Raw genomic sequence first — 25,071 nt, 5'->3', positions numbered from 1 at the left:
AGCGTAAACTATTCTTGTATTAAATGGATAAAGCTCTTGATATTTTTACAATTGAAAGGCTGCTTAAGTTGCATGGATATTAACCAGTAGTGCTCTGCAGTTCAAAATATTATTAATAATTTTATGGTTTTTGAGTTTTATTTCAATTGTATCTAATAGAAATTTTTTTCATAGTTGGTAAGTTTAAATTCTTCAATTAATTTCTTTGCACCCATGCTATGAGTTATCTCGCGCCGATACACTAGACATATTTCATCTTTAAAGCCTGGTTGGTCTTTACTTACCCATTCGAGCTGATTTCTTCCATGTGTCTGTGCAACTCGACCAGGAATAATACCAACCCCAAACCCCTCTAATGTCATTTTTGTGATTAGCTCGTGACTTGAAGACCTTATATATTGTTTATATCTATTGCTTTCAGATATGGTTTTTAGCAGCCAGTTCGTCTGCATCAATGCTGGATCATATATTAGTACGTCTCTAGATTGAATTTTCTCAGGATTATGCCAAAAACTAACCATATCGTGACAAAGATGCTTGATTACCAAATCAGGATGAGATACAGGATTTACGACAATACCGATATCAATTTTCCAGCTGATCACGGCCTCTACAATCTCGCGAGAAAGGGCATGCTGGAAGCTCAATTCAATACCTGGGTTTTGTGCGATAAAAGTAGGAAGGCTATCAGGTAGCATATGTAGTGAAATCGAGCTGTGACATCCAATGGTAAAATGGCCAACGGCCTCTTTATTTTCTCGCAGCGCAGAATACTTAACCTCATCCCAATCATCTAATAGCTGCTGAGCGCTCTTTAATAGCCTAAGACCGGCACGTGAAAGTTGAACACCAGTTTTTTCCCGTATTATTATTTCAGTACCTAGCTGTCTTTCCAGCCTCTTGATAGCAGCACTCAGGCTCGGCTGCCTAATCCCCAATCTTTCTGCTGCCCTGGATATGTTTTTTGTTTTTGCAACTTCAATAAAGTAATTAAGTTCATCAGCGTGTGGGAACATAGAGCCTAACTTATTTAGCGACTTAATTTAAAAGCAGCTATCGAGTCTACATCGACATACTCTTGGTTGCCATAGATATTGCCTATGGCAACCAGCGCCGACTTCTATTTTTCATGTTTTTATACTCATGTTAATTTCTTTACTCCCTATTTATTCAAAAAGTTTTGGAGTTAGAGTGTCTACGCCATCTCTCAGCTATCCCGTAGCAGCGAATAGTAATGCAGTATCCTCTGAAGCTAATTTTAGTTTAGCTTTAACTTTTCCTTTGCAGACTTGGTATGAGTGGGGATATCTACACAACCCAGTTCTCGCAAGTGACAAAGATATTTCCAGAGTTAAACGCTCATATGCATTACTTCAAGATCAGATCGACGATACTGATAACCCCATTTATGGCCTACACACTAGCTATGGTGAGAATGAGCGAAATGCCCTAGATCCAAATCAATGGAAAAATACCCAAGTCAACCTATTGGAATATTTACAAGTTGGTATCGGTACTCCTCTGCCGAAGTCTGTCGTCAGACGCGCGTTGAAACTACAAGCTCGGAAAACGGCCCATGGCTTATCTGGTATCCATCCTTCCACTTATCAAGCACTTCTTAACCTGGCAAACAGTGAAGCTCTTCCCAGAGTTCCCCGAAAAGGTAGCTTGGGAGCCAGTGGTGACTTAATTTCTATGGCCCATGCCATATCTCCTCTATTCGAGGATGGACCAAAGGGCCCTCGCGACGTAATTGGTCTGGTAAATACCAATGCCATGATGGCTTCATGGGCTATCGAACATGATTATCAATTAAGAAAGGTATTAAGGGACTGTTTTAAATCTGTTGCGCTTATGTCCCTGGCGATAGGCACCGGAGATGAGCATTTCTCGGAAGGTTTGCATTATGGGGAGGTACACACCAGCTACGCTCGGGCAGGTAACCTGCTGACACAACTACGACGTGACTATTTAAAATCGCCGAAGATTGTCGAAGGCAAGAAAACTTTGTTACAAGCTCGTTATTCTGTTCGCTGTGCTCCTCAGATACTTGGGCACTGCCTTGATTTATTGGATTACTCTGAAGCTAAAATTCGTTCCGAAGCTCTAGCCGTCGCTGACAACCCCCTAATTCTTGAGTCTGGTCCCTGGCATGGCGGACTCTTTTATGCGATTGGACTGGCAGCTTCCGCTGAATTTATGCTGGAAATCATCCATCGTCTATCTGAAATGCTTGATCGACAAATATTGATTTTAATGGATTATCGCCTTAACGGAGGTTTGCCAGATAATTTAAATGTTGAATCTTTCAATCACTGTAAAGGAATTCACCAGTTAACGTCGGCTTTGTTCCAGGAAATAAAGGCCAGGTCGACACCGGTGCGTCAGATGAGTTTCTCATGTGAAGGCAATAATCAGGACCTCGTGCCCTGTGGAATGGCCGCTCTTAACAATGTTAACGATCAGCTGGATACGTTAAAAGAAATTGTTCGCGCAGCAACTTTTTGTTCAGCTAGAGCCGCAATGATGCGCTCAACGGGTGGTTTACCCGAAGCATTAAAATTGTCGAACTGGTCACAATTTACAACAACCGAGATCGAGAGCATTTTATGAATTTTAACTATTTAACTGGTAATTTCGGTATTGAGATTCAAGCAAAAGAGCTAGCGGATGTAGATCAAGGTACAGGACTAACATTGCAAAACCTATGGCATGAGCATGAGCTATTGGTTATCAGGGATATGGACCTGGATACACAAGCATTTGTCAACTTCTGCAGCTTATTTGGAGAACTTCAAAAAAATTATTTCTTTTTTCAAGGTCACTCTGAGGAGTACCCACAAGTTGCTAGAATTATCAAAGAGATCGGTGAAAAGAAAAATACTGGTGGGATCTGGCATCATGATCAGGGATATTATTCGAAGCCGGTAAAAGGTATAGCTTTGTATGGTATTGATATTCCCAACAGAGGAGGCGATACCCTTTTTACAAGTTCAACACTTGCTTATGAGAGCCTTTCAACTGCAATGCAGCAAGTAGTTAAATCCCTCAATGTGATACATACCACAGAGCTAATGCTCAAGAAACAACCAATATCAAAGTTAATGGAAAGTTCAGGTGAGAGTAGCTCTGGTATAGAGCGGGCACTAAAATTAATGCCACTGGAATCTGCAGTACACCCGGCAGTTTGTAGAAACCCTGTAACTGGTAAGCCTTTTCTCTACTTGAATCGGACTACCACCTCGCATTTTGAGGGTATGACACTTGATGAAAGTTCGGGGCTGCTAGATTATCTATTTAAACACATCGAAAAACCTGAGTTTAATTGCCGAGTGCAATGGCGCCCTGGCACCCTAGTGCTTTGGAATAATCACCAAGTCTTACACTATGCAGTAAATGACTACAATCAACGACGGGAATTACACCGTGTGCATTTTTCTGCAGAACGACCAATTAAATATCTATAAATAGATTACTAGTGTATTTATGAACTATAGTGAACTACTGGCAGATTTTTTGCACCAAAATAGTCAGTCTAGAACTGAACAGCAGGCATTTAAAAATAATCAACTCAGGTGGCTTCTCAGTGAGGCTTTTGCAAAGTCTAACTACTATCGTGAATTACTTGAACAAAACAAAGTTGATATAGAGGCAATTCAAAGCTATAAAGATTTACAACAACTGCCGATTATAAGCTCAGAAATATTTTTAAAGCCTATGCCGACAGTGAGTATGGCTTTTGACGATATCATACGCTACTGCCACACATCGGGTAGCACTGGTACTCCCAAACACGTACCTTATACCCGCAAAGATATTAATAATGCTATAATCTCACAAGCACGCAGTTTCCTATTTACAGGTGTCGAGCCGTCCCATAAGTGTTTGTGCGCAATGACTTATGGTCCTTGGCCCAGTGGTATGATTTGTCATGCTGCCGCTGAAATATTTGGCCTCACTATTCCTGCAGATTCATTTCTTGGGGTAGACCATCAGCTACAGAGCCTGCAAAAGTATCAGCTGGATTATATGGTCTGCCTTCCCTCTTTATTACCTAGGCTCGAACGCCACTGCGTGGAAAAAGATATATCTCCAGCGTCCTTAAACATACGCAATATATTTATGGTAGGTGAACTATTCTCTGAAGACTTTCGGGATCACTATGAGAAGCTATTCAACTCCAGGTTGATTAATATGTATGCAAACACTGAGCTTGGGCTAATAGCAAGTGAATGCCAGCACCATAACTTACATGTTTGGGAAGATTTCTTTCATGTAGAAGTTATTGATCCCGATACAGGAGAACTATGTGAAGATGGCGTCGCTGGGGAGTTAGTTATAACCGCTCTGCAGCGTGAAGCCCTTCCACTGATTCGCTATAACACACATGATTTGGTGGAAATGCACAAAGGCCCTTGCGAATGCGGCCGCCCCGGAACCTATTTGGGTCCCATCAAGGGGCGTATTGATAATATGTTCACAATCAATGGCGGCAATGTCTATCCAATTGCGCTGGAAAACGCTATCACTGCCGTCACGGGTCTTAGCTCCTTTTACCACTGTATTATCGAAAAAGTTGATGGACATGATCATTTGGCATTTGAAATTGAAGCAAGAGAATCTGTCGATAAGCGAGATAAAGATCATTTATCTCGACAATTTTATAACAATCTCACCAGTTCAGATGTAACCCTTCGTATGATTTTCCTTGGGCTCGAAGCGGCCTCAAGAATCAATATAGAAATTTTGCAACCTGGGGAAATAAGTAACAAAGCTGGTAAAGTAAAAAAAATTATTGATCGCAGATAGGTATTTCGACTGCCGAGCGAGGCTTGTAACTGGTTCTGGTGACTCCTATTAGTTTAGCTAATTGTACTTGTGGGAGTTGTATTAATGTCTAGATTTTTATAGCTGGTCTATTGAGGGTTGAAAGTAATTCTTGTCCCACTATGCCGATATCACAAAATAGCATTACCTTGAATGGTATTTGAATAGAATTAAATGGGAGATTTTAAAAGTATTAAAAGTCATTGTGAAAGAAGCAGCCTAAGAAAAGCCGGACATTCTCAGAAAGCAATAGCTAAATTGTTAGAGAGGCATCCCTCGACGATCAGCCGAGAGCTGCGGCGCAATGCAAGCTTGCGAGGATATCGCCCAGGGCAAGCACATAAGCTTGCTGAACTAAGACGCCAGCAAGCGTATAAAGCACAGAAAGTGACTGATGGCGTGTGGCAACAAATAGACACTCTAACTCGGAAAGAATTAAGTCCTCAGCAGGCTGCAAGCTATTTAAAGAGACATACGGGTGTATCGTTACATCATGAGACGATCTACCAACTAATTTATTTAGACCAGGCAAATGGTGGAGACTTATTCAAGCATCTTAGAATTGCATCAAAGCCCTATCGCAAGCGCTACGGTAAGTATGATCGACGCGGAAAGATCAAAAACAGAGTGAGCATAGATGATCGACCAACTGTTGTTGACCGGATGAATCGGATAGGTGACTGGGAAGGTGATACCGTTATAGGCAAGGGACATGGCGGAGCTTTGCTGACTATGGTTGAACGCAAGACGTTATTTACTGTTATTGTTAGATTAACAGGTAAACGATCAGACTTGCTGACTGAAGCAGCGGTTAGTCATATGATGAGCTTCAAAGATAAAATTAAAACAATTACCTTCGATAATGGTCTTGAATTCGCTGGTCATGAACAGATTGCAGAAGGCTTAGAAGCTGATATTTATTTTGCTCACCCATATTCATCCTGGGAGAGAGGAATCAATGAGAATACTAACGGCCTCATTCGACAGTATTTCCCAAAGGATACCGACTTTAATAAAGTGACAGATGAGCAAGTTCAATTTGTAATGGATCGCCTGAATAGTAGGCCAAGAGCGAGTCGGGGTGGAAGGTCGCCGAATGAGTTATTTATGGGGCTGCAAGATGATCTGCTTGCGGCATAAGGGGATTGCAGTTATTACTTGAAACCAAGGCTCATTATTCCTTGATTGGTGGAGCACTGCTATGGTCGGAAAAAATCTGAGCTAGAATAACAAGGAGGAAAGGTCGTTAGATTAATTTCGGTGTTTTGGAACTATAACCTGCTGTGGCGGGCTTTTACTATTAACACGAACCTATAAAAAATTATCATTCGCGCGTAGGTAAAGAGAAAACTAGCGAGATGAACTATATTTATTTGACAGGGACTTCAGCTTCTGGGCTGTCTCAAAATCGGAACTAAACCATATCTGTAATGGATAGGACTCAAGAATAACCACATCTTTTACCTTTCCTAATTCTTCCAGACGCTGTACTTCCTGTAAAACTGGATCAGGTGTATTTAGGCTGCCTCTCACCATTATTCGCTGCCATTCGGGTTCATCATCTGCCATCATTCCACATGCACTTAGAAAAAATATTAAAGAAATTAGCATTCTCATACTTTTAAAAAAAGGCGCCCAAGGGCGCCTTATCCTAAGCTTGGGTGAAGTAATTTTACTTTATGGGTAATTCTCAATCCAATCCTGCAAAGTGTTATAGACGGAGCTGGTTATACGCGTTCCACAGTTTTGCGAGGATGATCCAGTTGTGTGGATTCCGCGAACACTGTTGGACGTGTCTTTAATCCCACTGCCACTCTGACCGCCAGCTGTATCTAATGTGTAACACACTCTGTATGTACTTGAAGACGTGCTACCGGAATCTGTCCACATAGTAGCAAATGGCTTATCTCCTGGATATCCAGTAACACTATGAGTGCCGCCAGAATAGACACCCCATCCGGAATATCCATTGTGTGGTGGTTCCGCTAACACAATAATTGCATAGTCATAGTTCGTATCTGAATTATTATGCCAAGCACTGGTAGTCACAGCATTTGTCCAGGATTCACTCCCCCAGGGCTCATAATTACCAGATTGAGCCACTGTAAAATCAAGAGAACTATACCAGTTGCCGGAGCCATCAGAAACACAATGTCCTGCCGTTAGCACATGCTTTGCGGTAATCAATGTACCGGTACAGCCTACATCAATGCGGCCATTGTACCAGTGAGGATTTTGCACGGTATTAGTAATTTGAACTCTATCGTCGGTACCAATTACAACTGTGGGGAGCAGTTGTTCCTCACCACGAATCATGGTGGGCGCCTGTCCTTTTGATGAAAAAATCCTTGAATCCAAACCATGAGATTCAATAATTGCTATAGCTTGCTCCAATAGCGATAAGGATTCTTGATCTACTTCTGCAATATATTGCCTACCGTCTGGAGTAACCGAAACAGCACTTAAAGAAGCGGTGCGTTCCATTAACGTATATTCTTTTCTTACTGCAGCATCATTGACTACCGGTTGTTTTGCAACATTATGACCGCTTATAAAACTTGCGGTTTGGTCTATCTCAACAAAGTTGTAAAGGGGGGCTGCATGGGATGCCCCTGAGAGCACTACCAATGAAAGAAAAATATGACTTTTGTTCATATCTGATCCCTCTAAATTAATAGGTTTAAGTAGTGGTACGACCATTTTTGTTTTTGCACTTAATTTTTGTGCGGGCGCATAATATAGTACTGCCGTGCATGTTTACAACTCGATAATTGTAAATTAGAAGCTAACCAGCGCCAGTTTTCATGTGAGGGAAAAGCTGAGTATTTTCCTGAACATTTAAATTTAGCGCTTTAAGTGTTGAATGTTTCTCTCCTAACAATATTTGTTAAAATATCAAGTGGATAAATAAAGATATTTTTTCGAATAAATTTGTAAGTAACTCTTTTTTAATGCACTTTTATACGTAATCTAAAGCATTTATGGTGAAAATTTTACATCAAATTTATGTAAGTCATTTCTGTTTAGATATAAATGTGAAATCAATCGATTTGTAGGAGAAATTATTTCACCTATCTAATTCGCCCCGCGGATGAATGCTATTTATTATTCGTTTTATTGTTGCATGCGATTTCATTGATTGCTTAAAGGAAGAATGATTGTGTAATAAATACAGTGTCCATAGCAACAAGCTAAATAAACATTCATGGAGATATTGTTTTCTAAATTAGCAGCAGGGTAGGTGCTCCTTAAGATCGTGAAAGACCTTGATGAGTATAAAAGTAAAGAAATTGTAATCTAGATGAAGGTTTTTATGCCGCTGCACACTAGATAGATAACCTTCCTCAAGGGAAATAATTGTTTGGCGCTTAAATATCAGTAGCGTCGAAGGGGCTGATGAAGTGTTCGGGATAGGTGCTCTGATATTTAGATTAGCTTATTGAGAAAATACTTGAAATTTGGTTTGACGTGAGGCTGAGAGTGTCTTGGAAATCCTGCAGTGCGTATGCCTGGCACTTATTTTTCTGTACGAAAGCCTTTCCGTTATTTCTACTGAGTCCAATAGACACTTCAAGCTCACTCCAAACCATTAAGTTTACTTCTTCATAGACATATTTAAAAATTTTGAGCCTTCACAAGTAAATTAACTATTTTTCAATAGGATGTTCTAAATTAGCGGCTTCTTTGGGATAAGTGACTTCGTCGGAAGTTAGAATGATTGGTAGTAGAGCGAAAAGGAGCCTGCACTCCACAGGCCACTTTTATTTGTCTCTCAGAATTTCCATTGCAGTTTTATGCCCAGGCACGCCAGTTACTCCACCTCCTGGATGACTACCGAAACCACAAAGATATAAATCCTTAATCGGTGTACGATAATCCGCAAATCCCAAAAAGGGGCGGTTACTCCACAGTTAGTCCAGTCCTAGGGCACCATGAAAGATATCGCCCCCCATTAAGCCAAACTTACGCTTTAAATCTAACGGTGAATGAATTTGTTGGGCGATGATGGCGTTACGAAAACTGCTGACAGAATAGGCTGGTGACATGTTGGCCGTCGGGGGCAAGAGAAGGGTCGATGGTGCAGGGGATCAATATCTCCACAATGGGATTCCATGACCAGCCGTGTTGTGTCGCATCCACATAGACTTGCTCCAGGTATTTCATTGTGGGACCAGTGACTATTCCAGACTGGTGATGCGACTGTAAGTGAGTTCCTGGTTTGCAGGTGAAGTCTGGCAGTTCAGATAGTGCCACATTCATAGAGAAAGTACCGGGACCCACCCTGAATCCGCGTACGCGGCGACGGAACACTGGCTCTAGATGTTCATCAATCATCCTCGAGTAGAATAGTTTGGGGCTGATATTGGCAATTACTTTGTTAGTGGCAATTGTCCTCCCGTCACTTAGCTGTACTCCGCTAGCACATCCGCCGTCCACCATGATTTCTATAACCTCTTTAAAGCAGACATCCAACACGTTGCTAGCACTCTCGGTGAGTAGGTCCAGTGCATCACTGTGCGATGCCATTCTCAGCTTTTTAGCCCTAAGCCAAAGCCACCAGCGTGAACCAAGTCCACGAAGTAATCGCTGACATTGGGCGGAGAGCATAACAAATTCAGCATATTTTCTATTACAAGATATTTTTACAGGCTGTATTGGCTATGTAAATGCTGAATGGAGGTGGAGCGAGAAGCGGTATTGCTGATAGGTGTCCCTGATTACATTTACTATTACTGATATCAGGCTGATATAGCCATAGAGGAATTCTCTCTTTTTGTTCGATCATTCAAGCTAAGTCTTGGATGCAACATCTCTGTACCATTCAGTTTTTTTGGTTTTATGATTCTTCCTTGGACTTTTTACACGGTCCACCCTGATGTATCTAACATTCGTAATATAGTTGATGACGTATTTGTTGGAGTGTCTATTTGAGGGAAGAAAATTCAAGTTAAAATTTTGCTTCCTTAATCTATCAGTATAAGGTTATACTAAAAGTAGAAATAAAAATAGCTACATTCATTTAACCTGTCGGTTTTTACACCAGTTATTTTACTTCTTTACGACTCTTACCCTTAGGTAAGGATATCCTAAGTCAAAATGGTAAATATAATTTAATATGAAAAAATCACTCCTCACTATTTTGCTCCCTTTCTTAGCGTCTGGAGTTAAGGCTACAACTTACGATCAAGTATTGGCTGAGTATAATGGCGGCGTTCTTGGTAGTGTAAATAATTGCGGCGTTAACTTCTCCGCTGCCCCTCAATATTTGCGTGGGGCGGGTTCTGTACAGATGTTGGGGCCAGGCGAATATTTATATGGAATGTCTTCTTTGGGTGAGACTGGGATCGTTTCAGTACTAAAAAATGGTGATGTATATTATAGTCCTGATGGATTAAATATGGCTGGTGGCGGTAGTACTGTATCATTAGGTAATGTAGGAAGCTTCGATGACTTTTCTGAAAAACCATATGTTGTAGAGGTTGAGGATGAGGAAAAGGTAATAGTTCAGAAAAGAAGTTCTTTTGGTGGTACTAGTATTGATGTTTTTGATTCATCAGGCATTGTATTTTCTTTTAATCACGGTGGGTTGATTTTTATCGGTTCTGTTAATGGTAAAGTTATTTCCCAAACAACTGAAGGAGATATTTATTCATTTGAATCTATAGCAGATATAATAAGCTGGTCTGGAGCAGAGTTTATTGAGACTTCCTCTAAGACTGTAGAGGCGGTTAGCTCATATAATGGTGGGTTGTTAACCATGGCTGATGGGGAGTTATACTATTCCCCCGATACAGATTACTTGCTAACAGGATCTGAAGTCGAAAATTTATACTCTGAAAGCAATGGAAAGATTTCACAGGTAGTTGTTGTTTCAGAGGAATCTACTTACATTCCCATTTCAAGTTCAGATATAACTTTTTTTATCTCGATTGAGAATGACCATATAGTGTACTCCACTGAAGAGGGATATGTTTTTTCGGATGGTGAAGTTGCGATTAGCCCGATTGATACTGATCGCTTAAAGAGCAGCTTGCAAGAAAATACAATCATGGACGCTTTAGAAATAGACAAATCTGTTGATATTCTTAACTATAGGAAAGGCGAGGAGTATGGTTCTGGGTATTTTATCGCAGAAAATGTAGTTAATGAAACGTCCGGTATTGTTCTTGGCCTTAATGGAAGACCTGCTACAGTTGAGCTTTATGACAAAGGGTGGAGCGGGTTTGAGTATAAATGGAGATTTCAAGGTGAGGTAACCGGTTCATTTTCACATGTGTACGATGGTTCATTTATTGGTGAAAATGAAATGAGGATTGAAGCTAATAATTCTTGTGCTGTCGTAGCTGCTGTTACATACGAGAACTTATCTCCTTATGAATTTTCAGTGGGGTTAGGTGGTATCTATGGGCTATCGGAGGGTGATAGTACTTTGCTGCCAGTTTTTGGTGGACAGAAGCCGTATACTCAGTGGTCAATGTTAAATGCTTTCTTTTCTGCCTGTGATCTTATTTCGGGTTTTGGTGTAGATTCTGACGAATTGGAAGAGTATGGATGTCCTAAGAATTCGCCTACAGAGTATACTATTCCTGAGTTTAACCCTAATGGGGGGCAGCACTTTAAATTTATAAATGGAGAGCTTGTCTGGAGTACTCTTTGACTCTTGGATTTAGTAAATTAAAATAATTAAATCGTATATATTTGATAGGTATTTATATATCCCTTTGCTGGGTTACTATATTTACGTGGGGCTGTTGTTCATATGGCGGCCCCATCTCTTACATCAAATTATATAGTTTTTAACCCTTGGTTTGGCTCTCATAATTATTTTCTAATCATATAATTAAATCTATAACTTCACTGTGCTCATAGAATTTAGAACATTTTGAAGAATTTAATAGGCTTTTAAAAAGTGGGTCTGTCGGTGGTTTCCTTAATTACTCTATTAAGAGATTTACTTCATCCTGTAGAATATCAATAGATCCATTGCCGCTGAGTATGCCACCCTCCCTTATCTATGTTTTAAAAGTGCTTTTGATATAGGCTGTAGTGGTCTACTAAACTCGGATACCAATTTAGGTGGTAAAGTTGCCATTAAAAATAGAGATGTTCAAGGAGTAGACAACGTCGATCCTTTTCTTCTGGATTTAAATTAGTTACTGCTTTCTTGGTAGTAGATCAGGGCCATTCAATTACTGAAGCAGTATGTTCGCCAGATAAACTGAGACATCCATTGATGTGCCCATAGTAGAGCTTCGCTTCAAAGTCATTGAACTATTCAAATACAGCTATTTCTTCAGTTAGCCGTTTAATCGTAGGTTTACTTTATGAGCAGGGGATATCAACCGGACGCTTTAAAGTCCGAAGACTCATGTGTAAGGCGGACTTGGTGTGTAAGCAACTTGATGCTCATAGGTATAAGAGAGCAATCGTAGAGCACCTAGATGTATCAAATAAGCTTTACCACCAGTTTAATGTAGAGAAATTCAATCAAATTATATGCAGCGATATTACCTATATTGGGGTTGGTTCAAGCTGGTGTTACCTAGCTACCGTTATAGATTTGAATGCTCGCCGTGTCGTTGGATTGGCTCTCTCAGGGTAATCATATACAGAATTAACTATAAAAGTATTGGAAATGGCTTGGGAGCAGCGAAGAAAGCCCGATTGAGTTATGTTTCACTCGGATCAAGGTAGTCAGTATGCCGGTCATCAGTTCCATCAACAGCTGTGGCTCTACCGGATGGCCCAGAGTATGAATCGACATGGAAGTTACTGGGAGAATACACCAACGAAAAGACTGTTTCGGAGTCTGAAGAGTGAGTAAATCCTCTCTCTCGGTTACACCTCAATCGCAGAAGCAATCCGAGACATTAGCCATTACTTGATGACTCACTAAAACTTGGAGCATCCCCAGCAAAACAATGATGGAGCAGCGCCTGCAAAACGGTAAGAAAAACTTAACTTGTTGTCCAGAAATAGTTATCTATAACAAAGCTTGATGGAGTTGGAGTGATTCACTTTACATGGAAGCAATAGTAGAGGCATCATTCGCCCTGGTAGTTAACTAGTCATTTATAATACCTCGGCTATGATGCTGCCATTATGGCCGAGGTTGTTGAGCTAATTAGTGGCTTGGTAAGGAAACCCACAAAGTTAGAGAGGTGATACCCACAGGTGTACGGTAGTTACTGGCGCTGGCCTAGACTATATGGCGTTTGTACGGTGCCAGCTCTGCTTTAATGCCGCAGGTTTAACCCCAAATGTAGATAAGATAACTGATGAAGCTGCTTTCAAAGTGGCTGTTGGACGGCAGTTCTCCACGTGACCTGATTTTATTCACTGAAAAGCTGAGCCCCCGAAGATCACAGTAACCATATAATTTTTCCTGTTTGTATATGCAATTTTGCCACACTTTTCAGTTTTGGTATTGTGGATATGTGCGCTACTTTTAAAAGGGCTTAAATTCTATAAATTGAGTTTTTGTATGGACTATATTAAGAACTCAATTATCAGTGGTTAATTCTGGTTCGCTCCGAGCACCTACCTTTTTATACCATGCGATCTATGAACAATTTATTCCAATAATTATGCGAGCATGAACCTCTACAATTTCTTTAGATTGTGGACCGATATTGTCAACATATAGTAAGTCAGGTTCTCAAATTTGGGGGACATTGATCCTACTTGTATTAGAGGATCACTTCCGGTTCTACTTTTATCTCGGTCCTCTATCTGAAGGTGAGAAAAAGCTGAGCATAGGGTTAATAAGATCCTGTATTTTAGCGGCTAGTCTTATTTATCTCTCAGAATTTCCATTGCAGCATTATGCCCAGGCACTCCAGTTACTCCACCTCCTGGATGACTACCGGAACCACAAAGATATAAATCCTTAATCGGTGTACGATAATCCGCAAAGCCCATAAAGGGGCGGTTACTCCACAGTTGGTCCAGTCCTAGAGCACCATGAAAGATATCGCCCCCTATTAAGCCAAACTTGCGCTCTAAATCTAACGGCGAATGAATTTGTTGGGCGATGATGGAGTCACGAAAATTGGGGGCATAGTCGGTGACTGTCTCAATGATGGTTTGCGCTGCTTGCTCACGATAGTCGTCCCAACACTTATTTTCTGGCAGTTCTGGGGAAAATTGCTGACAGAATAGGCTGGCGACATGTTGGCCTTCGGGGGCAAGAGAAGAGTCGATGGTGGAGGGAATCAATATCTCCACAATGGGATTCTTTGACCAGCCGCGTTGTGTCGCATCCACATAGGCTTGCTCCAGGTATTTCATTGTGGGGCCAATGACTATTCCGGACTGGTGATGCGGCTGTAAGTGAGTTCCTGGTTTGCAGATGAAATCTGGCAGTTCAGATAGTGCCACATTCATACGGAAAGTACCGGAGCCCACCCTGAAGCCACGTACACGGCGACGGAACTCCGGCTCTAGATGTTGCTCATCTATCATTCGCGAATAGAGTAGTTTGGGGCCGATATTGGCAATTACTTTGTCAGTGGCAATTGTTCTCCCGTCACTGAGCTGCACTCCGCTAGCACGACCGCTATCCACCAAGATCTCTATAACCTCTGCATCTGTGTGAATAGTGACCCCGAGATGCTCCGCCTCTTTACGCATGGCTTGGGTGATAGCACCCATACCGCCCATAGCATGGCCCCAAGCGCCTTTCTCGCCATTAACTTCGCCAAATACATGGTGTAATAATACATAGGCGGAGCCGGGGGTGTTTGGAGAGGCATAGTTGCCGACAATAGAATCGAAGGCAAAAGCAGCTTTGACATGATCATTTTCAAACCAGGCATCCAGCACGTTGGTAGCACTCTTAGAGAACAAATCCAATGCATCACGGCGCGATGCCATACTCAGCTTTTTAGCCCTTAAGCCAAAGCCGCCAGCGCGAACCAGGTCCACTAAGCCACCACCCACATTAGGTGGAGAGCGCAGCAGCTCCTCGCGTAAAATATCCGCTACAGTTTCCAGCATGGCATAAAAGTCAGGCAAGGTTGCTGCATCCCTTTCGGAAAAGCGGGCGACTTCAGCTTGTGTATTTACGAGATTCTTATGGAAGGAGAGGCTTTCACTACCGGAAAGTGGGAAAAAGTTAGATTGTGGTCGTAACTTGATTTCCAGGCCATGCTCACGAAGGTGAAGCTCTTCGATGATTTTCGGGTTGAGCAGGCTCACAGTATAGCTTGCGACGGAGTTTCGGAAGCCGGGGTGGAACTCTTCAGTAACCGCAGCGCCACCAACGATAGACCGGCGTTCAAGGATCGTTACTTTCTTTCCAGCTTTTGCCAAATAGCAAGCACAGACCAGGCCGTTATGGCCACCACCAATAATCAAAAAATCCTTCATTATTATTCTCTATGTGGATAAGGATCAATATGGATATTTACAAAAAAATACCAAAAAATAAAGGGTTTATAAATGGTTTAATCGTATATTTTATAGCCTTATATGGTATCTGCGGACTTCATAATATAAGGCTAAAGTGAGGTTAGATACCTGTGCTGGTTGTTATTGGGTAGGTAAACTTAATTATACAGATAATGTTTGGAGAAGGACTAAGTGTTTATTTACTTTAAGTATGAAACGGGAGGGTGTTCTAGAGAGATTATTTTTATAAGAGCCCATCAATAATAATGGAACAACTCGAATATCCTATATAGTGGACCTAGATATTGAAGCATTAATTTACTCTTTACTGAAAAAGCTCCTGTTCGATTCCTTACTTTCGAAGTTGAAGTTGTATAATCTGCAAATACCTCAACATATCACCGTCAGCTTATTCCAGCGCTCTCTGGAAAATAACATTATGCCGCTCTTAGAAACATGAACTATGCTGACCATTCCTTGTAAGTAGCTATATATTCTTTCATTTTGTATGTGTCAATCTGGAAACATATCTGGTTTATGCCGTCTTCGAAAAAGACCTTTTATGGTTTTTATTTGGGCTGGGGCGGGTGGACAAGCAGGCCTGGCATTTCTCATCTACATCGTAAATATTGCACTTCCTGCAGGCTGTAACAACTCTATGATGTAGATATCCGGTATCCAGGATATCCAATACCGTGGTGAAGATAGGGGGTGACTAAGTGATGATCAGGTCTGTACTTGCCTGTTGCTGGTAGTTAGTAACTATATTGGCGTCACTATCCTACTTTAACAGTTGGATTACGTATCATCAGTACCATAATGATGGGATTGGAAAATAGAAGACCCATTAAATTGAAGGGGGGGAGTAAATCCCCCATGCTTGACTCACTTTTTAATGGAATTTTTGGGGTTGGGATAATTGGCCTGGTTGCTGTAACTCCAAGTCAATGGTCCCATTGGTGGAAACAGTTTACCAATTTATATACTTGAGGAAATCAAAATAGGCGATAATTTATACAATTAGGAGTCTGGCTTATAGGTGATAGCAATATGACTACATTTGTTCTGGTTCACGGAGCCTGGCAGGGAGGTTGGTGCTGGAAGCGGGTTGCAGCGGTATTGCGACGGGCTGGCCATGAGGTTTTTACTCCCACCTTAACAGGGTTGGGGGAGAGGGCACATTTATTTGACGAAAAGATCGATCTGGATACGCATATCCAAGACGTTCTGGGGGTTATCTATTGTGAAGAACTCAGCGATATCATCTTGTGTGGCCATAGTTATGGCGGAGTGGTGATTACAGGTGTTGCAGATAAGGTGCCAGACCAGATCCACTCACTTGTTTATCTTGATGCCTTAGTGCCAGCTAATGGCCAGAGTGCGCTAGACCTATTACCTACAAAGATTGCAACTGGATTACGAAAAAGCGCTCAAGGTGAGGGTGGGAGTCGAGTACCACCGGGGTCGGCAGAGGCGTTTGGGGTCAGTATTGAAAATCAAACATGGGTGGATAGACGATGTGTTGATCATCCATTTAGAAGCTTTGAACAGCCAGTTTCATTGAAAGATAATTGGAAGTTGATTCATCGATACATATATATTTACGCTACTGGTTGGAGCCCCGGTATTGGGAAGCCATTTTTTAAGTGCTTTCATGAGGAAAAGAGTTGGCGGGTATTTTCTTTACCATGTGGACATGATGTGATGATAGATATGCCTAAGGATTTGGCGAAAATTTTAATTTCTTTAATATGATCATTTTATATTCCTTCAAGTGAGCTTTCCTGGCTCTTCGTAATAGAGCCTTCGGAGGTTGGTGATAGTAGTTGTCGTCTTTTTGTTGATTATTGAATCCTTGGTTGTGTTTCCCTATAGAGTATTTGAGATATTGGCGATGTAAAGTTTGCTTTAAACTTGATAAGTCAACTCAATAATAATTTCTTAAAGAAAAGTTTAATGGGGTAGATATGAAAAAAATTACTTTAGTAAAGTCTGTTTTTATAGTTGCATTACTATCTATTAGTCAAGTTAAAGCTGATCAGAGATATAAGAATTCTGGCTATGATCAGCTGGTGGATGCATTTGATGCTGCATGGGTTAGGGTAGTTGAGAGTGGTAAATACAGGGAAATAATACTTGGATTCGATGAGCCTGTTTCAGGTGTCGTTGATGCAAAGGAATACATAGTGAATCAAGCAGATTGCCTGCCGAATCCGGAGGTAACGCCATTTCCAGCTAAGCCAAGAGGTAGGTTTGCCCAAATCCTTAAGTCCGGCCAGATTCGTCGCGGTTATGTTGGTGGAGCCCCTTGGTATATTAGTTCTGGAAGGAATACATCAGACTGGTTCAATAGTGGTATGGGTGGTTCCAATATACTTGGTAATCTGCTTGAAGCTATTTTGCTGGAAATTTCGGTACATTATAATGTCGAACCCATTGAAATTTTTTCAATTGAAATCCCATTCCCGTTCAATACAACTTCAGCACTGCAGGATGGGATTTTTGGTACCAATCTAAACCCATTTAGTGAAAGTTATGAGCTATTTGAATTTGTAAGCATGCCAGGTGTTACGGTTGATTTTATAGACCAGATCAATGCAAAAGGCGGCGAATCTGAAGGGTTACGCCGACTGAAGGGGAGGCGGGAAACCTGTACAGTAATTAGCTCTGGTCAGTATATCCATTTACCCATTGGATCACCTTTTACAGTTCGATCTATAGATGATTTAATTGAGAACCCGGAAATAAAGATCTGCACGGGAAATCTTTCAACCCAGACAGTCAACCGTTACTTTTCTGGGAATGTCGTTTTAACAAAACGAGAATTCGATATTAAAGAATGTTATGAGGCTATTAGGGACGGAGAAGCTGATGTTTTCTTTAATTCGCTCCCAGTTAATCCTTCTCCTGAATCCTTGAGTATTGATGGTGGATTGAAGTATCAACCATCTATTGATACAAAAATTGTAGCAGGGACGCCTTATTGGTTTAAGGAGGATGGTGTTTTTTGTGAACCTGTACTTGTGCCTGGGCCGTTCAATTTTGGAACTTACCGTGAGTGTAAAAAAAAGTAGATTCAGTAACTAAGAGAGTAGTGACTGTTTAGATAGTCAACTCTTGCTTAGAGTATTGGAGCTTGAGGATATAAAAAATAATATTGTGCATCCAAAATTAGGATTAGTTGCATCTAACCAATCGTATTCCAGCATATACCTTATACTTATTGCAAGTATATAGTGCGGATCTTACTGGAGTGAGTAGTACTTTCTCTTATAAATTTAGTGAAGTGTGTATTGATTGAATGTTGAGATATAACGATGTTAGTAAATAAGTGTCTGCAGTGGGAGTTAGTGGCTATTGCTATGATCACTTGCCACAGTGTTTTTGCTAAAGAGGCTAAACATGCCTCAGTTTTACAAGTAATGGAGGATGTTAAAGAGGAGTATGGTCTGCCATCTTTATCGGTTGCAGTAGGGATCAAGAATGAAGTGGTCTTTTCTGAAGCCAACGGTTTGGCAGATATCGGTCAAAATAGACCGGCAAATAGCCACACACAATACTCGATTGGCAGTCTGGCTAAACCCATGACAGGCCTGGCTATTGCCAGGTTGGTTGATTCGGGAAAAGTGACAATACAAGCTCCTGTAAGTACCTATGTCGAGAAAGCTGAATACACTGCTTTATTTAGTGTGGCTGAACTCGCTGCACATATTGCTGGGGTCCCACATGATACACCAGAGAGAGACCTTGCGGAGTTTACTAATGTAAGAGATCACAAAAGCCCACTTGATGCATTCTACGTATTTGATACTCATTCCTTGTTGTTTGAATCTGGGACTGAGTATCACTATTCATCAAATGGATATATCTTGTTATCTGCCGTTGTTAAGAAAGCTTCTGGGCACGCATATGTAGAGTATTTGCGCTCCGATCTCTGGGATAAATTAGATATGTCAGCGACGGAGTTAGATACCTCGGCTGCAGGAAAAGAGAATGAGGCAAGCTACTTTACAACAAGGAATGATAACGGTCTGTATATGAGATCTACAACCAAGCGAGATAGAAGCTTCCTGTTTGGTGGAGGTGGCTTTATCTCAACTCCTACTGATTTGGTGAAAATGGCTCGATCTACTTATGGTATTGGATACCTTCAGGTAAGTCACTCAATTTGATTATGACTCCAGTAAAACTAAGGAATGGCGAGGTTAATAAAGAGAAGTACTCTCTAGGTTGGCGAGTAGGAAGGGTTCAATTAGGTGATGTTAAGGAACCTTGGATAGCACTCCATCATGGTGGGGTAACTGATAATGCAGCTACCTCTTATCTTCTGGTTGTCCCTGAATGCGAGGCCTCAATTGCATTTGCTACTAACTATGTCCCTGAGAGGTTTTGGAAGATACGTGGACGTATGGCATCTGTTCTTAAAAGTTTTATTGATGGCACCCAATGTAATAGGTTTTCAGGTTAGCTTACGCCACCTAATGGCAGGATTTAGTTTTTGGCGCATACATTTGTCTCTCTTCCTTGATGGTCTCGAAATTATGTCAGGTTCGGATACAGAGGGAGGAATATGGGTGGTTTGTTTAGCGGGATAAAATACGCTGCCCAATATCGTAAGATATCTGAATTACTTGGTTGTTTCCTATTTCGGAGGCGCAGATGTGACTAAGAATTAGATCAGGAGCTGATGGCCAATGTCTGGGCTAAATGGATTGTGATGTCTAAACTATAAAAGTTACAAGCAGGAATTATAAGAGTAACTTTTGGCTACGCCTGCGTTACATCCGAGAAAACGGTAAATATGGATTACGCCAAGGGCGGCAAAACACATGTTTCCCTGATTAGTGCAACACTGCTTAGTGCGACCTGTATGATTGGGTCGGGCTGGCTGTTCAGCGCCCAGTTAACGGCAAATTATGCGGGGAACTGGGCTTTTGCCGCCTGGATACTTGCAGCTCTTTTAGTCTTGATGGTAGGTTTGTGCCTTGCTCGGGTGGTGGCTTATTACCCTGTTCGCGGAGCTTTGGCCCAATCCAGCGCTCTTTCCCACAATAGTATCTTCGGCATGCCTTTCGCTTTTGCCAATTGGTTTGGCACTTTGATGGTGGTCGCAACAGAAGCGCAAGCTACTACCCAATATCTCTCATCAGCGATTGGATCTACCGTATTAATCGATGATCATACGCTAACACTATGGGGAAAAGTACTGGCCCTAAGCATTTTGGCTGTCTATCTGATTATCAACTTTTATGGGATTCAACTGTTAGCAAAAATAAATAACGTTATTACTATATTAAAAATTTTCACACCGACATTTGCTATAACGGTGTTACTTATTGTAGTTTTTAGTGGTGATAGCGGTACATCTAATTTTTCGGTTGACTCGAATCAGGAGTTTGGGTTTGGCAGCGCTTTCTCCGCTATCATAGGTGCGGGGCTAATTTATTCGTTCAATGGTTTTCAGATTAGTGTTGCCTTTGCCAGCGAAGTGAGGAATCCAAAGCGTAACATTCCTCTGGCAGTTACTTTTTCGATAGCTATTATGACGCTGGTCTATCTGGCGCTGCAGTATGCTTTTATGGCAGCAGTCCCCAATGAACTGTTGGTAAAAAATGGCGGCTGGCAGGGAATAAACTTTGACTCCCCTCTGTTGGACCTCGCTACTATCCTGGGTCTTCATTTCCTTGGAATGGTCTTACTCGCTGATAGTGTCATTAGTCCTTCGGCATCCGGTTTTACGTACTTGGGGGCTTCGTCGAGGATATTATTTGCGATGGCATCCGTTGGACAGATGCCGCGCTGGTTAGCAGTTTTGGACCCAATTCATAATTTGTCCAGGCGATCCATTCTCACTAATTGGATTATTGCAGCGATTGTTCTTGCTAATGCTGATAGCTGGGCTGCCCTTATGGTAATTGTTACCGGTTATCACATTGTTGGCTATATGGCTGCCCCAATCAGTATGGGGGCCCTTGAACCGGACTCTCGTTACTTTGGCGTAGTAGTTTTTGTCCTGCTGGGCGTCTTAATGATCACTATTACACCATCCTCACTGCTTCTGGTTTGCGCATCTCTCACTTTTTTAATTTGTATATATGCAACTTTACATATCTCCAGTATCGGCCTGAAAAAGCTGGCTGTACTAGTATTGCCATTTATTGTCTATTTGTGGCTTTTATATTTTGTTCCTTATACATGGTTAATTATGGTTTTATCTGCTGTATTTTATTTGTTGATATCATCTCGCTGGTTTGTGAGATTTTGTAAAATTTATAATGAAGGGTAAGATTACGGTTGTTGGGTTCCTTATAGGGAAAAAGCTTTTTAGTGAAAAGTTATTATAGGCTGATAAGTTTCCCTGTATGATATTTTTTCTTCGCTTATACTGTTTTGTTTTTTTACTTGAGCCTTATAAGTCGACTCTTAGCTTTCTCTCTCCACTCTTGCGAAAGAGTTGTTAACTGGCTTGCCACTTCAAGTACCTGTCCCGCTTCAATATATGCTTTATCGTACATGGCCCGAAATAGGGAACGAACGCTGACAGAGTTGGGAGGTTGCATGATTTTTTTGAATAAATCATCCTTTGTAATGTGTCCCTCTTCAATAACTCTGAAATATACGCCGGTATTGAAACTACTCGTAAACAGCTTTGGGGCAGAATCGTCATCAAGAGCCATAGCGAGTTTGAAGCAGGGAATTCTGGGCTGGCTGACCTCTAAAATACTGCTACCTATTCGGAATTGATCGCCAATAAAAGTTTTCTCTTCTACTAGGCCTTTCACTGTCAGGTTTTCACCAAAGATGCCATATTTGAGATCATTTCTGCCTAAAAGCTTTTCCCAGTAAGGGTAGTGGTCATAGGAGAAAGCGTATACGGCCATATCTATGCCGCCATGATGCTTTAGGTCTGCCTGTTCATCCCCATTAATATTTCTTTTGCCTACATAAACTTTCCCCTGTAAAGGCTTTTTAAAGATACCCGTTGAGACAGGCTTTCCTTTGTACTCGGCTATTTGTTTCTTGGATACGTTTATGGAAACTAGCTTCATAAATGAGTTATTTATTTTCTGCATTACGCTTTAGAAAACATGATAGCAAACCTGGGGTGGGTTAGATACCAAGCCAGGTTTCTAAAAAGTAACTGCAACCAATAATCATCTGATGTAGTTGCTGGGAGTAATTACAGGAGATATAAGAATCGGTAAGATGTTCTAATAGAAGCAGCCTTCTGGTTAAGCAGGAATTCATAGCTTCTAAAGTTGACTATGAAGCAACGCCCCGAATTTAATACAGTAAGAGCGTTGCACAAATTCACAGTGGTACGACCTAAATCATGGAGTTAATCAATTTTTTACTATTAGAGTTCTTGGTGCTATGATCGCCATCATCCCAGGTTACCCTTCCATTAGCCAGGTTGAGATTTACACCCTGGTGGCCAATATAATTGTTACCTGGTTGTAAGTACATTTCCCGGAGTACGCCCTGTGTGCTGAGAGTATATTTTTCAGGACCTGGAATATTGTAATTAACATCAAACATTCGATTAAAATTTAGGACGGCACGTACCTGGTCGATTAGGGTTTTTGTACGGTGGAAGCTTGAGCCATTGCTGCTCAAGGTCTGGAAAGATGAGCTGCCATTGAGCGAGACACCACCGAATACCCAGCCTCTCCAATTACGACCTGGTGCAATAGGACAAACTGCGGCCATGATCTCGAGAGCGTCAGCCCTTACCTGAGGAGCTTGCATTGATCCCGAAAAGTGGGCTACTACCCCAATTCTTCTGGGAGCACCACTGTAAAGCACCAGTCCCACACAAGAGCCATACCCATCAGATCTCAGCACTCCTGCGTTGTTACCAGTTACCCAGGTACACTCAGGTCGAAAACGGTATTGTGCATAGTTACCTCCCAGTCGAACGGCCATGGGGTTTACTCCTTATTGGAAATTTATCAAGTATGTGACCGGTTAGTCGGCACTAGAGTAACGTTAAATCAGGCTGTTCAATTGATCAATGTCAATGGATTACAGATTTAAGGGGCTGTAACTTAAAGTATTTTGTTGTGTACTCGGGTGACCTGTGAAGGCATAGTCTGCTTTTACCTTTAGGTTATCTGGATATTGTCTGTAATCAATTATTGAAGCCGGACTTACTTTGCATCAGGGTAAGTTTCAATGGCGGGATGACTTGTCTCTATACCAACGCCACCGATCTTCTTCATATTCATAGCAAATATTGTCGCAGTGAATTTTCTTTTCTACACACCAGTCTTGGTTTTGATTATCGCTAATACAGTCGTAATAGGCTTGTTTGCAAGTTTTTATGCAGCGGTTTCTGGCCTCCCGCTCATGTAGCTCACCTCCTTTAGCCCAAGCGGTTGCTGTAACTGCAAGTATGGATATCGTTATCAAGAAAGGGCTTTTAGTCTGCATACAAGGAGGATAAGCAAAAATATTTTTAAACGGTAATGTGCTTTTTCTCGAAGTACGAAGATTAGGTATATTTTTTTGGAATATCAAACTGTGAATAAATCTGGTGGTGTTCAGTTATAGTTGAGGTTATCTATTTTGTGAGGCGAGAAAAATGAAGGGTGTAAATATTGTAATTATTGGGCGACTCTTCCCGTTACCCAGTAATTACAATATCAGCCAGGTTTAATTATGCTTGTGCTGTACAAAGATGATCAATAACTTGCTTAATCGCGTCCTCATTTTTCTTAATAAGTCTGTCGGAGTGAATTTGCAGATCATTAATTTCCTTGTACTCGAATAGTCCAATATGTGGATCGGAAACCTCTACATTCAAGTAGTTATATGTAACCTTTACATCTCCACCAACTAATTTAGCGATTTCAAGAGTATTCAATTGCTGACTGTCCATTGATCGCTGAACACTTTTGATGGCATCTGAGGCCCAACGGAGCTTTCCCCAGTTTTTCAATTTTTTATAGCTAGTCCTTGAACTTTCCAGAGGTGGGGTTCCTGAACCAAGAATAAGTACATAGTAGTTCTTATCCGGATACTCTCTAATGATATCCAGCAAGGCAATACTGGCGGGATTATTCGCTGAGATACCAGCATCAACAAAGTATCCACTGCGCTCACCTTTACCTTGTGCCATAAAGTCTACTGGCGGGAATAAGGTAACCCCGCTAACAGCGGCCGTAACTAACTGGTAGAGGCTGTTAGTCGGAAGTTCATTGACATCTTCACCACGGTTTTTAAAGAGGTGTAGTTCACCGGTATGCATGTTGAGAGAAGGAATAATCACGTATTTCTTCAGATCAGTGAAGTTAAGCTCTCGAGAGAAGTGTTTCTCCATGACAGAATGCAGTCTATGCCCAAGGTACTTAGGAGAAAAAAGGCCGCATCCAGTTAAAAGCTTGTGATACCAAGGAGTGGAAAATAGATAGTCACTCTCGGATTTGTAGAGGTCAATAAGCAAGTCTGCTTTTGAATTGATAACGCCGTGACTTTTCAAAATATGGCTGGATGGAACATTCAAGGCTGTTACAATCACAGCACCTGTTGATACACCACTGAACACATCGAAAAATTTGTCAATGGGCTGGCCGAGTTGCTTTTCCAGATGTTTGATGACGTAGAGGGGAATCAAGCCCCTAATACCACCACCGTCGACTACAAGGATATTAATCGTATCTTTCTCATCTATATTATCGCGTTCGGTGGCTTTCGCATCGTCTACTGGGGACTTATCAAAAGTCATACTTACTGTCAGGAAGTAGTTATACAGATAGGCATAAGTAATGATAGTCATGGTAACTAATATGGAAACGATGATGATATATTCGAGAATCATGTCTACACCTATGATCGCAATTACCTTGCACA

At 41.4% G+C, this 25,071-nt stretch carries 17 protein-coding genes; 9 read left to right on the top strand and 8 right to left on the bottom strand.

Going from position 1 to position 25,071, the window contains the following annotated elements; translation table 11 throughout:
- Nucleotides 1–152: 152 nt before the first annotated feature.
- Nucleotides 153–1,016 (bottom strand): LysR family transcriptional regulator, encoded by an 864-nt coding sequence (locus BTJ40_RS14845; protein WP_108733827.1) that lies wholly within the window; start codon nt 1,014–1,016, stop codon nt 153–155.
- A gap of 175 nt (nt 1,017–1,191) precedes the next feature.
- Here BTJ40_RS14845 and BTJ40_RS14840 point away from each other — a divergent pair, with 175 nt between their 5' ends.
- The 4 genes from BTJ40_RS14840 to BTJ40_RS14825 all read left to right on the top strand — a co-directional run bounded on the left by BTJ40_RS14840 (nt 1,192) and on the right by BTJ40_RS14825 (nt 5,967).
- The gene (locus BTJ40_RS14840; RefSeq protein WP_157954098.1) at nt 1,192–2,613 is read left to right on the top strand and encodes an aromatic amino acid lyase; all 1,422 of its coding nucleotides are present in this window, start codon (nt 1,192–1,194) and stop codon (nt 2,611–2,613) included.
- Nucleotides 2,610–3,467 (top strand): TauD/TfdA family dioxygenase, encoded by an 858-nt coding sequence (locus BTJ40_RS14835; RefSeq protein ID WP_108733825.1) that lies wholly within the window; start codon nt 2,610–2,612, stop codon nt 3,465–3,467. Before BTJ40_RS14840 ends, BTJ40_RS14835 begins: the two co-directional genes overlap by 4 nt.
- 19 nt (nt 3,468–3,486) lie before the next feature.
- Nucleotides 3,487–4,809 carry a phenylacetate--CoA ligase family protein gene (locus BTJ40_RS14830; RefSeq protein WP_108733824.1) on the top strand — a complete coding sequence of 441 codons (1,323 nt, stop codon included), beginning with the start codon at nt 3,487–3,489 and terminating at the stop codon, nt 4,807–4,809.
- A gap of 192 nt (nt 4,810–5,001) precedes the next feature.
- Complete coding sequence (locus BTJ40_RS14825) at nt 5,002–5,967, top strand: IS30 family transposase (RefSeq protein WP_108733823.1); 966 nt, start codon at nt 5,002–5,004, stop codon at nt 5,965–5,967.
- Nucleotides 5,968–6,177: 210 nt separating this feature from the next.
- Here the strand turns inward: BTJ40_RS14825 and BTJ40_RS14820 are convergent, their stop codons facing one another.
- The 3 genes from BTJ40_RS14820 to BTJ40_RS14810 form a co-directional block, all read right to left on the bottom strand.
- Entirely contained in the window at nt 6,178–6,399 is a 222-nt protein-coding gene (locus tag BTJ40_RS14820; RefSeq protein ID WP_108733822.1) for a hypothetical protein, read from the bottom strand.
- Between the two features lie 105 nt (nt 6,400–6,504).
- The gene (locus BTJ40_RS14815) at nt 6,505–7,482 is read right to left on the bottom strand and encodes a serine protease (protein ID WP_108733821.1); all 978 of its coding nucleotides are present in this window, start codon (nt 7,480–7,482) and stop codon (nt 6,505–6,507) included.
- Nucleotides 7,483–8,838: 1,356 nt separating this feature from the next.
- Nucleotides 8,839–9,354 (bottom strand): hypothetical protein, encoded by a 516-nt coding sequence (locus BTJ40_RS14810; protein WP_157954097.1) that lies wholly within the window; start codon nt 9,352–9,354, stop codon nt 8,839–8,841.
- 589 nt (nt 9,355–9,943) lie between these two features.
- Here BTJ40_RS14810 and BTJ40_RS14805 point away from each other — a divergent pair.
- Nucleotides 9,944–11,485 carry a hypothetical protein gene (locus BTJ40_RS14805; RefSeq protein ID WP_108733819.1) on the top strand — a complete coding sequence of 514 codons (1,542 nt, stop codon included), beginning with the start codon at nt 9,944–9,946 and terminating at the stop codon, nt 11,483–11,485.
- Between the two features lie 2,135 nt (nt 11,486–13,620).
- Here BTJ40_RS14805 and BTJ40_RS14795 read toward each other — a convergent pair.
- Nucleotides 13,621–15,198 carry an NAD(P)/FAD-dependent oxidoreductase gene (locus BTJ40_RS14795; RefSeq protein WP_108733817.1) on the bottom strand — a complete coding sequence of 526 codons (1,578 nt, stop codon included), beginning with the start codon at nt 15,196–15,198 and terminating at the stop codon, nt 13,621–13,623.
- A 1,071-nt stretch (nt 15,199–16,269) separates the two neighbouring features.
- Here BTJ40_RS14795 and BTJ40_RS14790 point away from each other — a divergent pair.
- From BTJ40_RS14790 to BTJ40_RS14770, 4 genes are all read left to right on the top strand, one after another.
- Nucleotides 16,270–16,974: an alpha/beta hydrolase family protein gene (locus BTJ40_RS14790; protein WP_108733816.1), complete on the top strand. Its 705-nt coding sequence runs from the start codon at nt 16,270–16,272 to the stop codon at nt 16,972–16,974.
- Between the two features lie 212 nt (nt 16,975–17,186).
- Nucleotides 17,187–18,293 (top strand): hypothetical protein, encoded by a 1,107-nt coding sequence (locus BTJ40_RS14785; protein ID WP_108733815.1) that lies wholly within the window; start codon nt 17,187–17,189, stop codon nt 18,291–18,293.
- A 276-nt stretch (nt 18,294–18,569) separates the two neighbouring features.
- Nucleotides 18,570–19,391: a serine hydrolase gene (locus BTJ40_RS14780; RefSeq protein WP_238152017.1), complete on the top strand. Its 822-nt coding sequence runs from the start codon at nt 18,570–18,572 to the stop codon at nt 19,389–19,391.
- A 629-nt stretch (nt 19,392–20,020) separates the two neighbouring features.
- On the top strand, nt 20,021–21,505 hold the full coding sequence (locus BTJ40_RS14770) for an APC family permease (RefSeq protein WP_108733812.1): 1,485 nt from the start codon (nt 20,021–20,023) through the stop codon (nt 21,503–21,505).
- A 112-nt stretch (nt 21,506–21,617) separates the two neighbouring features.
- Here BTJ40_RS14770 and BTJ40_RS14765 read toward each other — a convergent pair whose 3' ends face one another.
- From BTJ40_RS14765 to BTJ40_RS14755, 3 genes are all read right to left on the bottom strand, one after another.
- Nucleotides 21,618–22,292 (bottom strand): MOSC domain-containing protein, encoded by a 675-nt coding sequence (locus tag BTJ40_RS14765; RefSeq protein ID WP_238152016.1) that lies wholly within the window; start codon nt 22,290–22,292, stop codon nt 21,618–21,620.
- A gap of 253 nt (nt 22,293–22,545) precedes the next feature.
- Nucleotides 22,546–23,145, bottom strand: coding sequence for a hypothetical protein (locus BTJ40_RS14760; RefSeq protein WP_108733811.1), 600 nt, complete (start codon nt 23,143–23,145; stop codon nt 22,546–22,548).
- 733 nt (nt 23,146–23,878) lie between these two features.
- Nucleotides 23,879–25,039 (bottom strand): patatin-like phospholipase family protein, encoded by a 1,161-nt coding sequence (locus tag BTJ40_RS14755; RefSeq protein WP_108733810.1) that lies wholly within the window; start codon nt 25,037–25,039, stop codon nt 23,879–23,881.
- Nucleotides 25,040–25,071 lie beyond the last annotated feature (32 nt).

The sequence above is a fragment of the Microbulbifer sp. A4B17 genome, assembly GCF_003076275.1.
Lineage (GTDB): Bacteria > Pseudomonadota > Gammaproteobacteria > Pseudomonadales > Cellvibrionaceae > Microbulbifer.
The sequence above is the reverse complement of the archived record's forward strand: the minus strand, read 5'-3'. Positions and strand labels throughout refer to the sequence as shown.

Coding starts and splice junctions, on each gene's coding strand:
- BTJ40_RS14785 (WP_108733815.1), top strand. CDS start 17,187: ATGAAAAAAATTACTTTAGTAAAGTCTGTTTTTATAGTTGCATTACTA.
- BTJ40_RS14805 (WP_108733819.1), top strand. CDS start 9,944: ATGAAAAAATCACTCCTCACTATTTTGCTCCCTTTCTTAGCGTCTGGA.
- BTJ40_RS14790 (WP_108733816.1), top strand. CDS start 16,270: ATGACTACATTTGTTCTGGTTCACGGAGCCTGGCAGGGAGGTTGGTGC.
- BTJ40_RS14760 (WP_108733811.1), bottom strand. CDS start 23,145: ATGGCCGTTCGACTGGGAGGTAACTATGCACAATACCGTTTTCGACCT.
- BTJ40_RS14755 (WP_108733810.1), bottom strand. CDS start 25,039: ATGATTCTCGAATATATCATCATCGTTTCCATATTAGTTACCATGACT.
- BTJ40_RS14820 (WP_108733822.1), bottom strand. CDS start 6,399: ATGATGGCAGATGATGAACCCGAATGGCAGCGAATAATGGTGAGAGGC.
- BTJ40_RS14765 (WP_238152016.1), bottom strand. CDS start 22,292: ATGCAGAAAATAAATAACTCATTTATGAAGCTAGTTTCCATAAACGTA.
- BTJ40_RS14835 (WP_108733825.1), top strand. CDS start 2,610: ATGAATTTTAACTATTTAACTGGTAATTTCGGTATTGAGATTCAAGCA.
- BTJ40_RS14845 (WP_108733827.1), bottom strand. CDS start 1,016: ATGTTCCCACACGCTGATGAACTTAATTACTTTATTGAAGTTGCAAAA.
- BTJ40_RS14795 (WP_108733817.1), bottom strand. CDS start 15,198: ATGAAGGATTTTTTGATTATTGGTGGTGGCCATAACGGCCTGGTCTGT.
- BTJ40_RS14825 (WP_108733823.1), top strand. CDS start 5,002: ATGGGAGATTTTAAAAGTATTAAAAGTCATTGTGAAAGAAGCAGCCTA.
- BTJ40_RS14815 (WP_108733821.1), bottom strand. CDS start 7,482: ATGAACAAAAGTCATATTTTTCTTTCATTGGTAGTGCTCTCAGGGGCA.
- BTJ40_RS14810 (WP_157954097.1), bottom strand. CDS start 9,354: ATGGCATCGCACAGTGATGCACTGGACCTACTCACCGAGAGTGCTAGC.
- BTJ40_RS14770 (WP_108733812.1), top strand. CDS start 20,021: ATGGATTACGCCAAGGGCGGCAAAACACATGTTTCCCTGATTAGTGCA.
- BTJ40_RS14830 (WP_108733824.1), top strand. CDS start 3,487: ATGAACTATAGTGAACTACTGGCAGATTTTTTGCACCAAAATAGTCAG.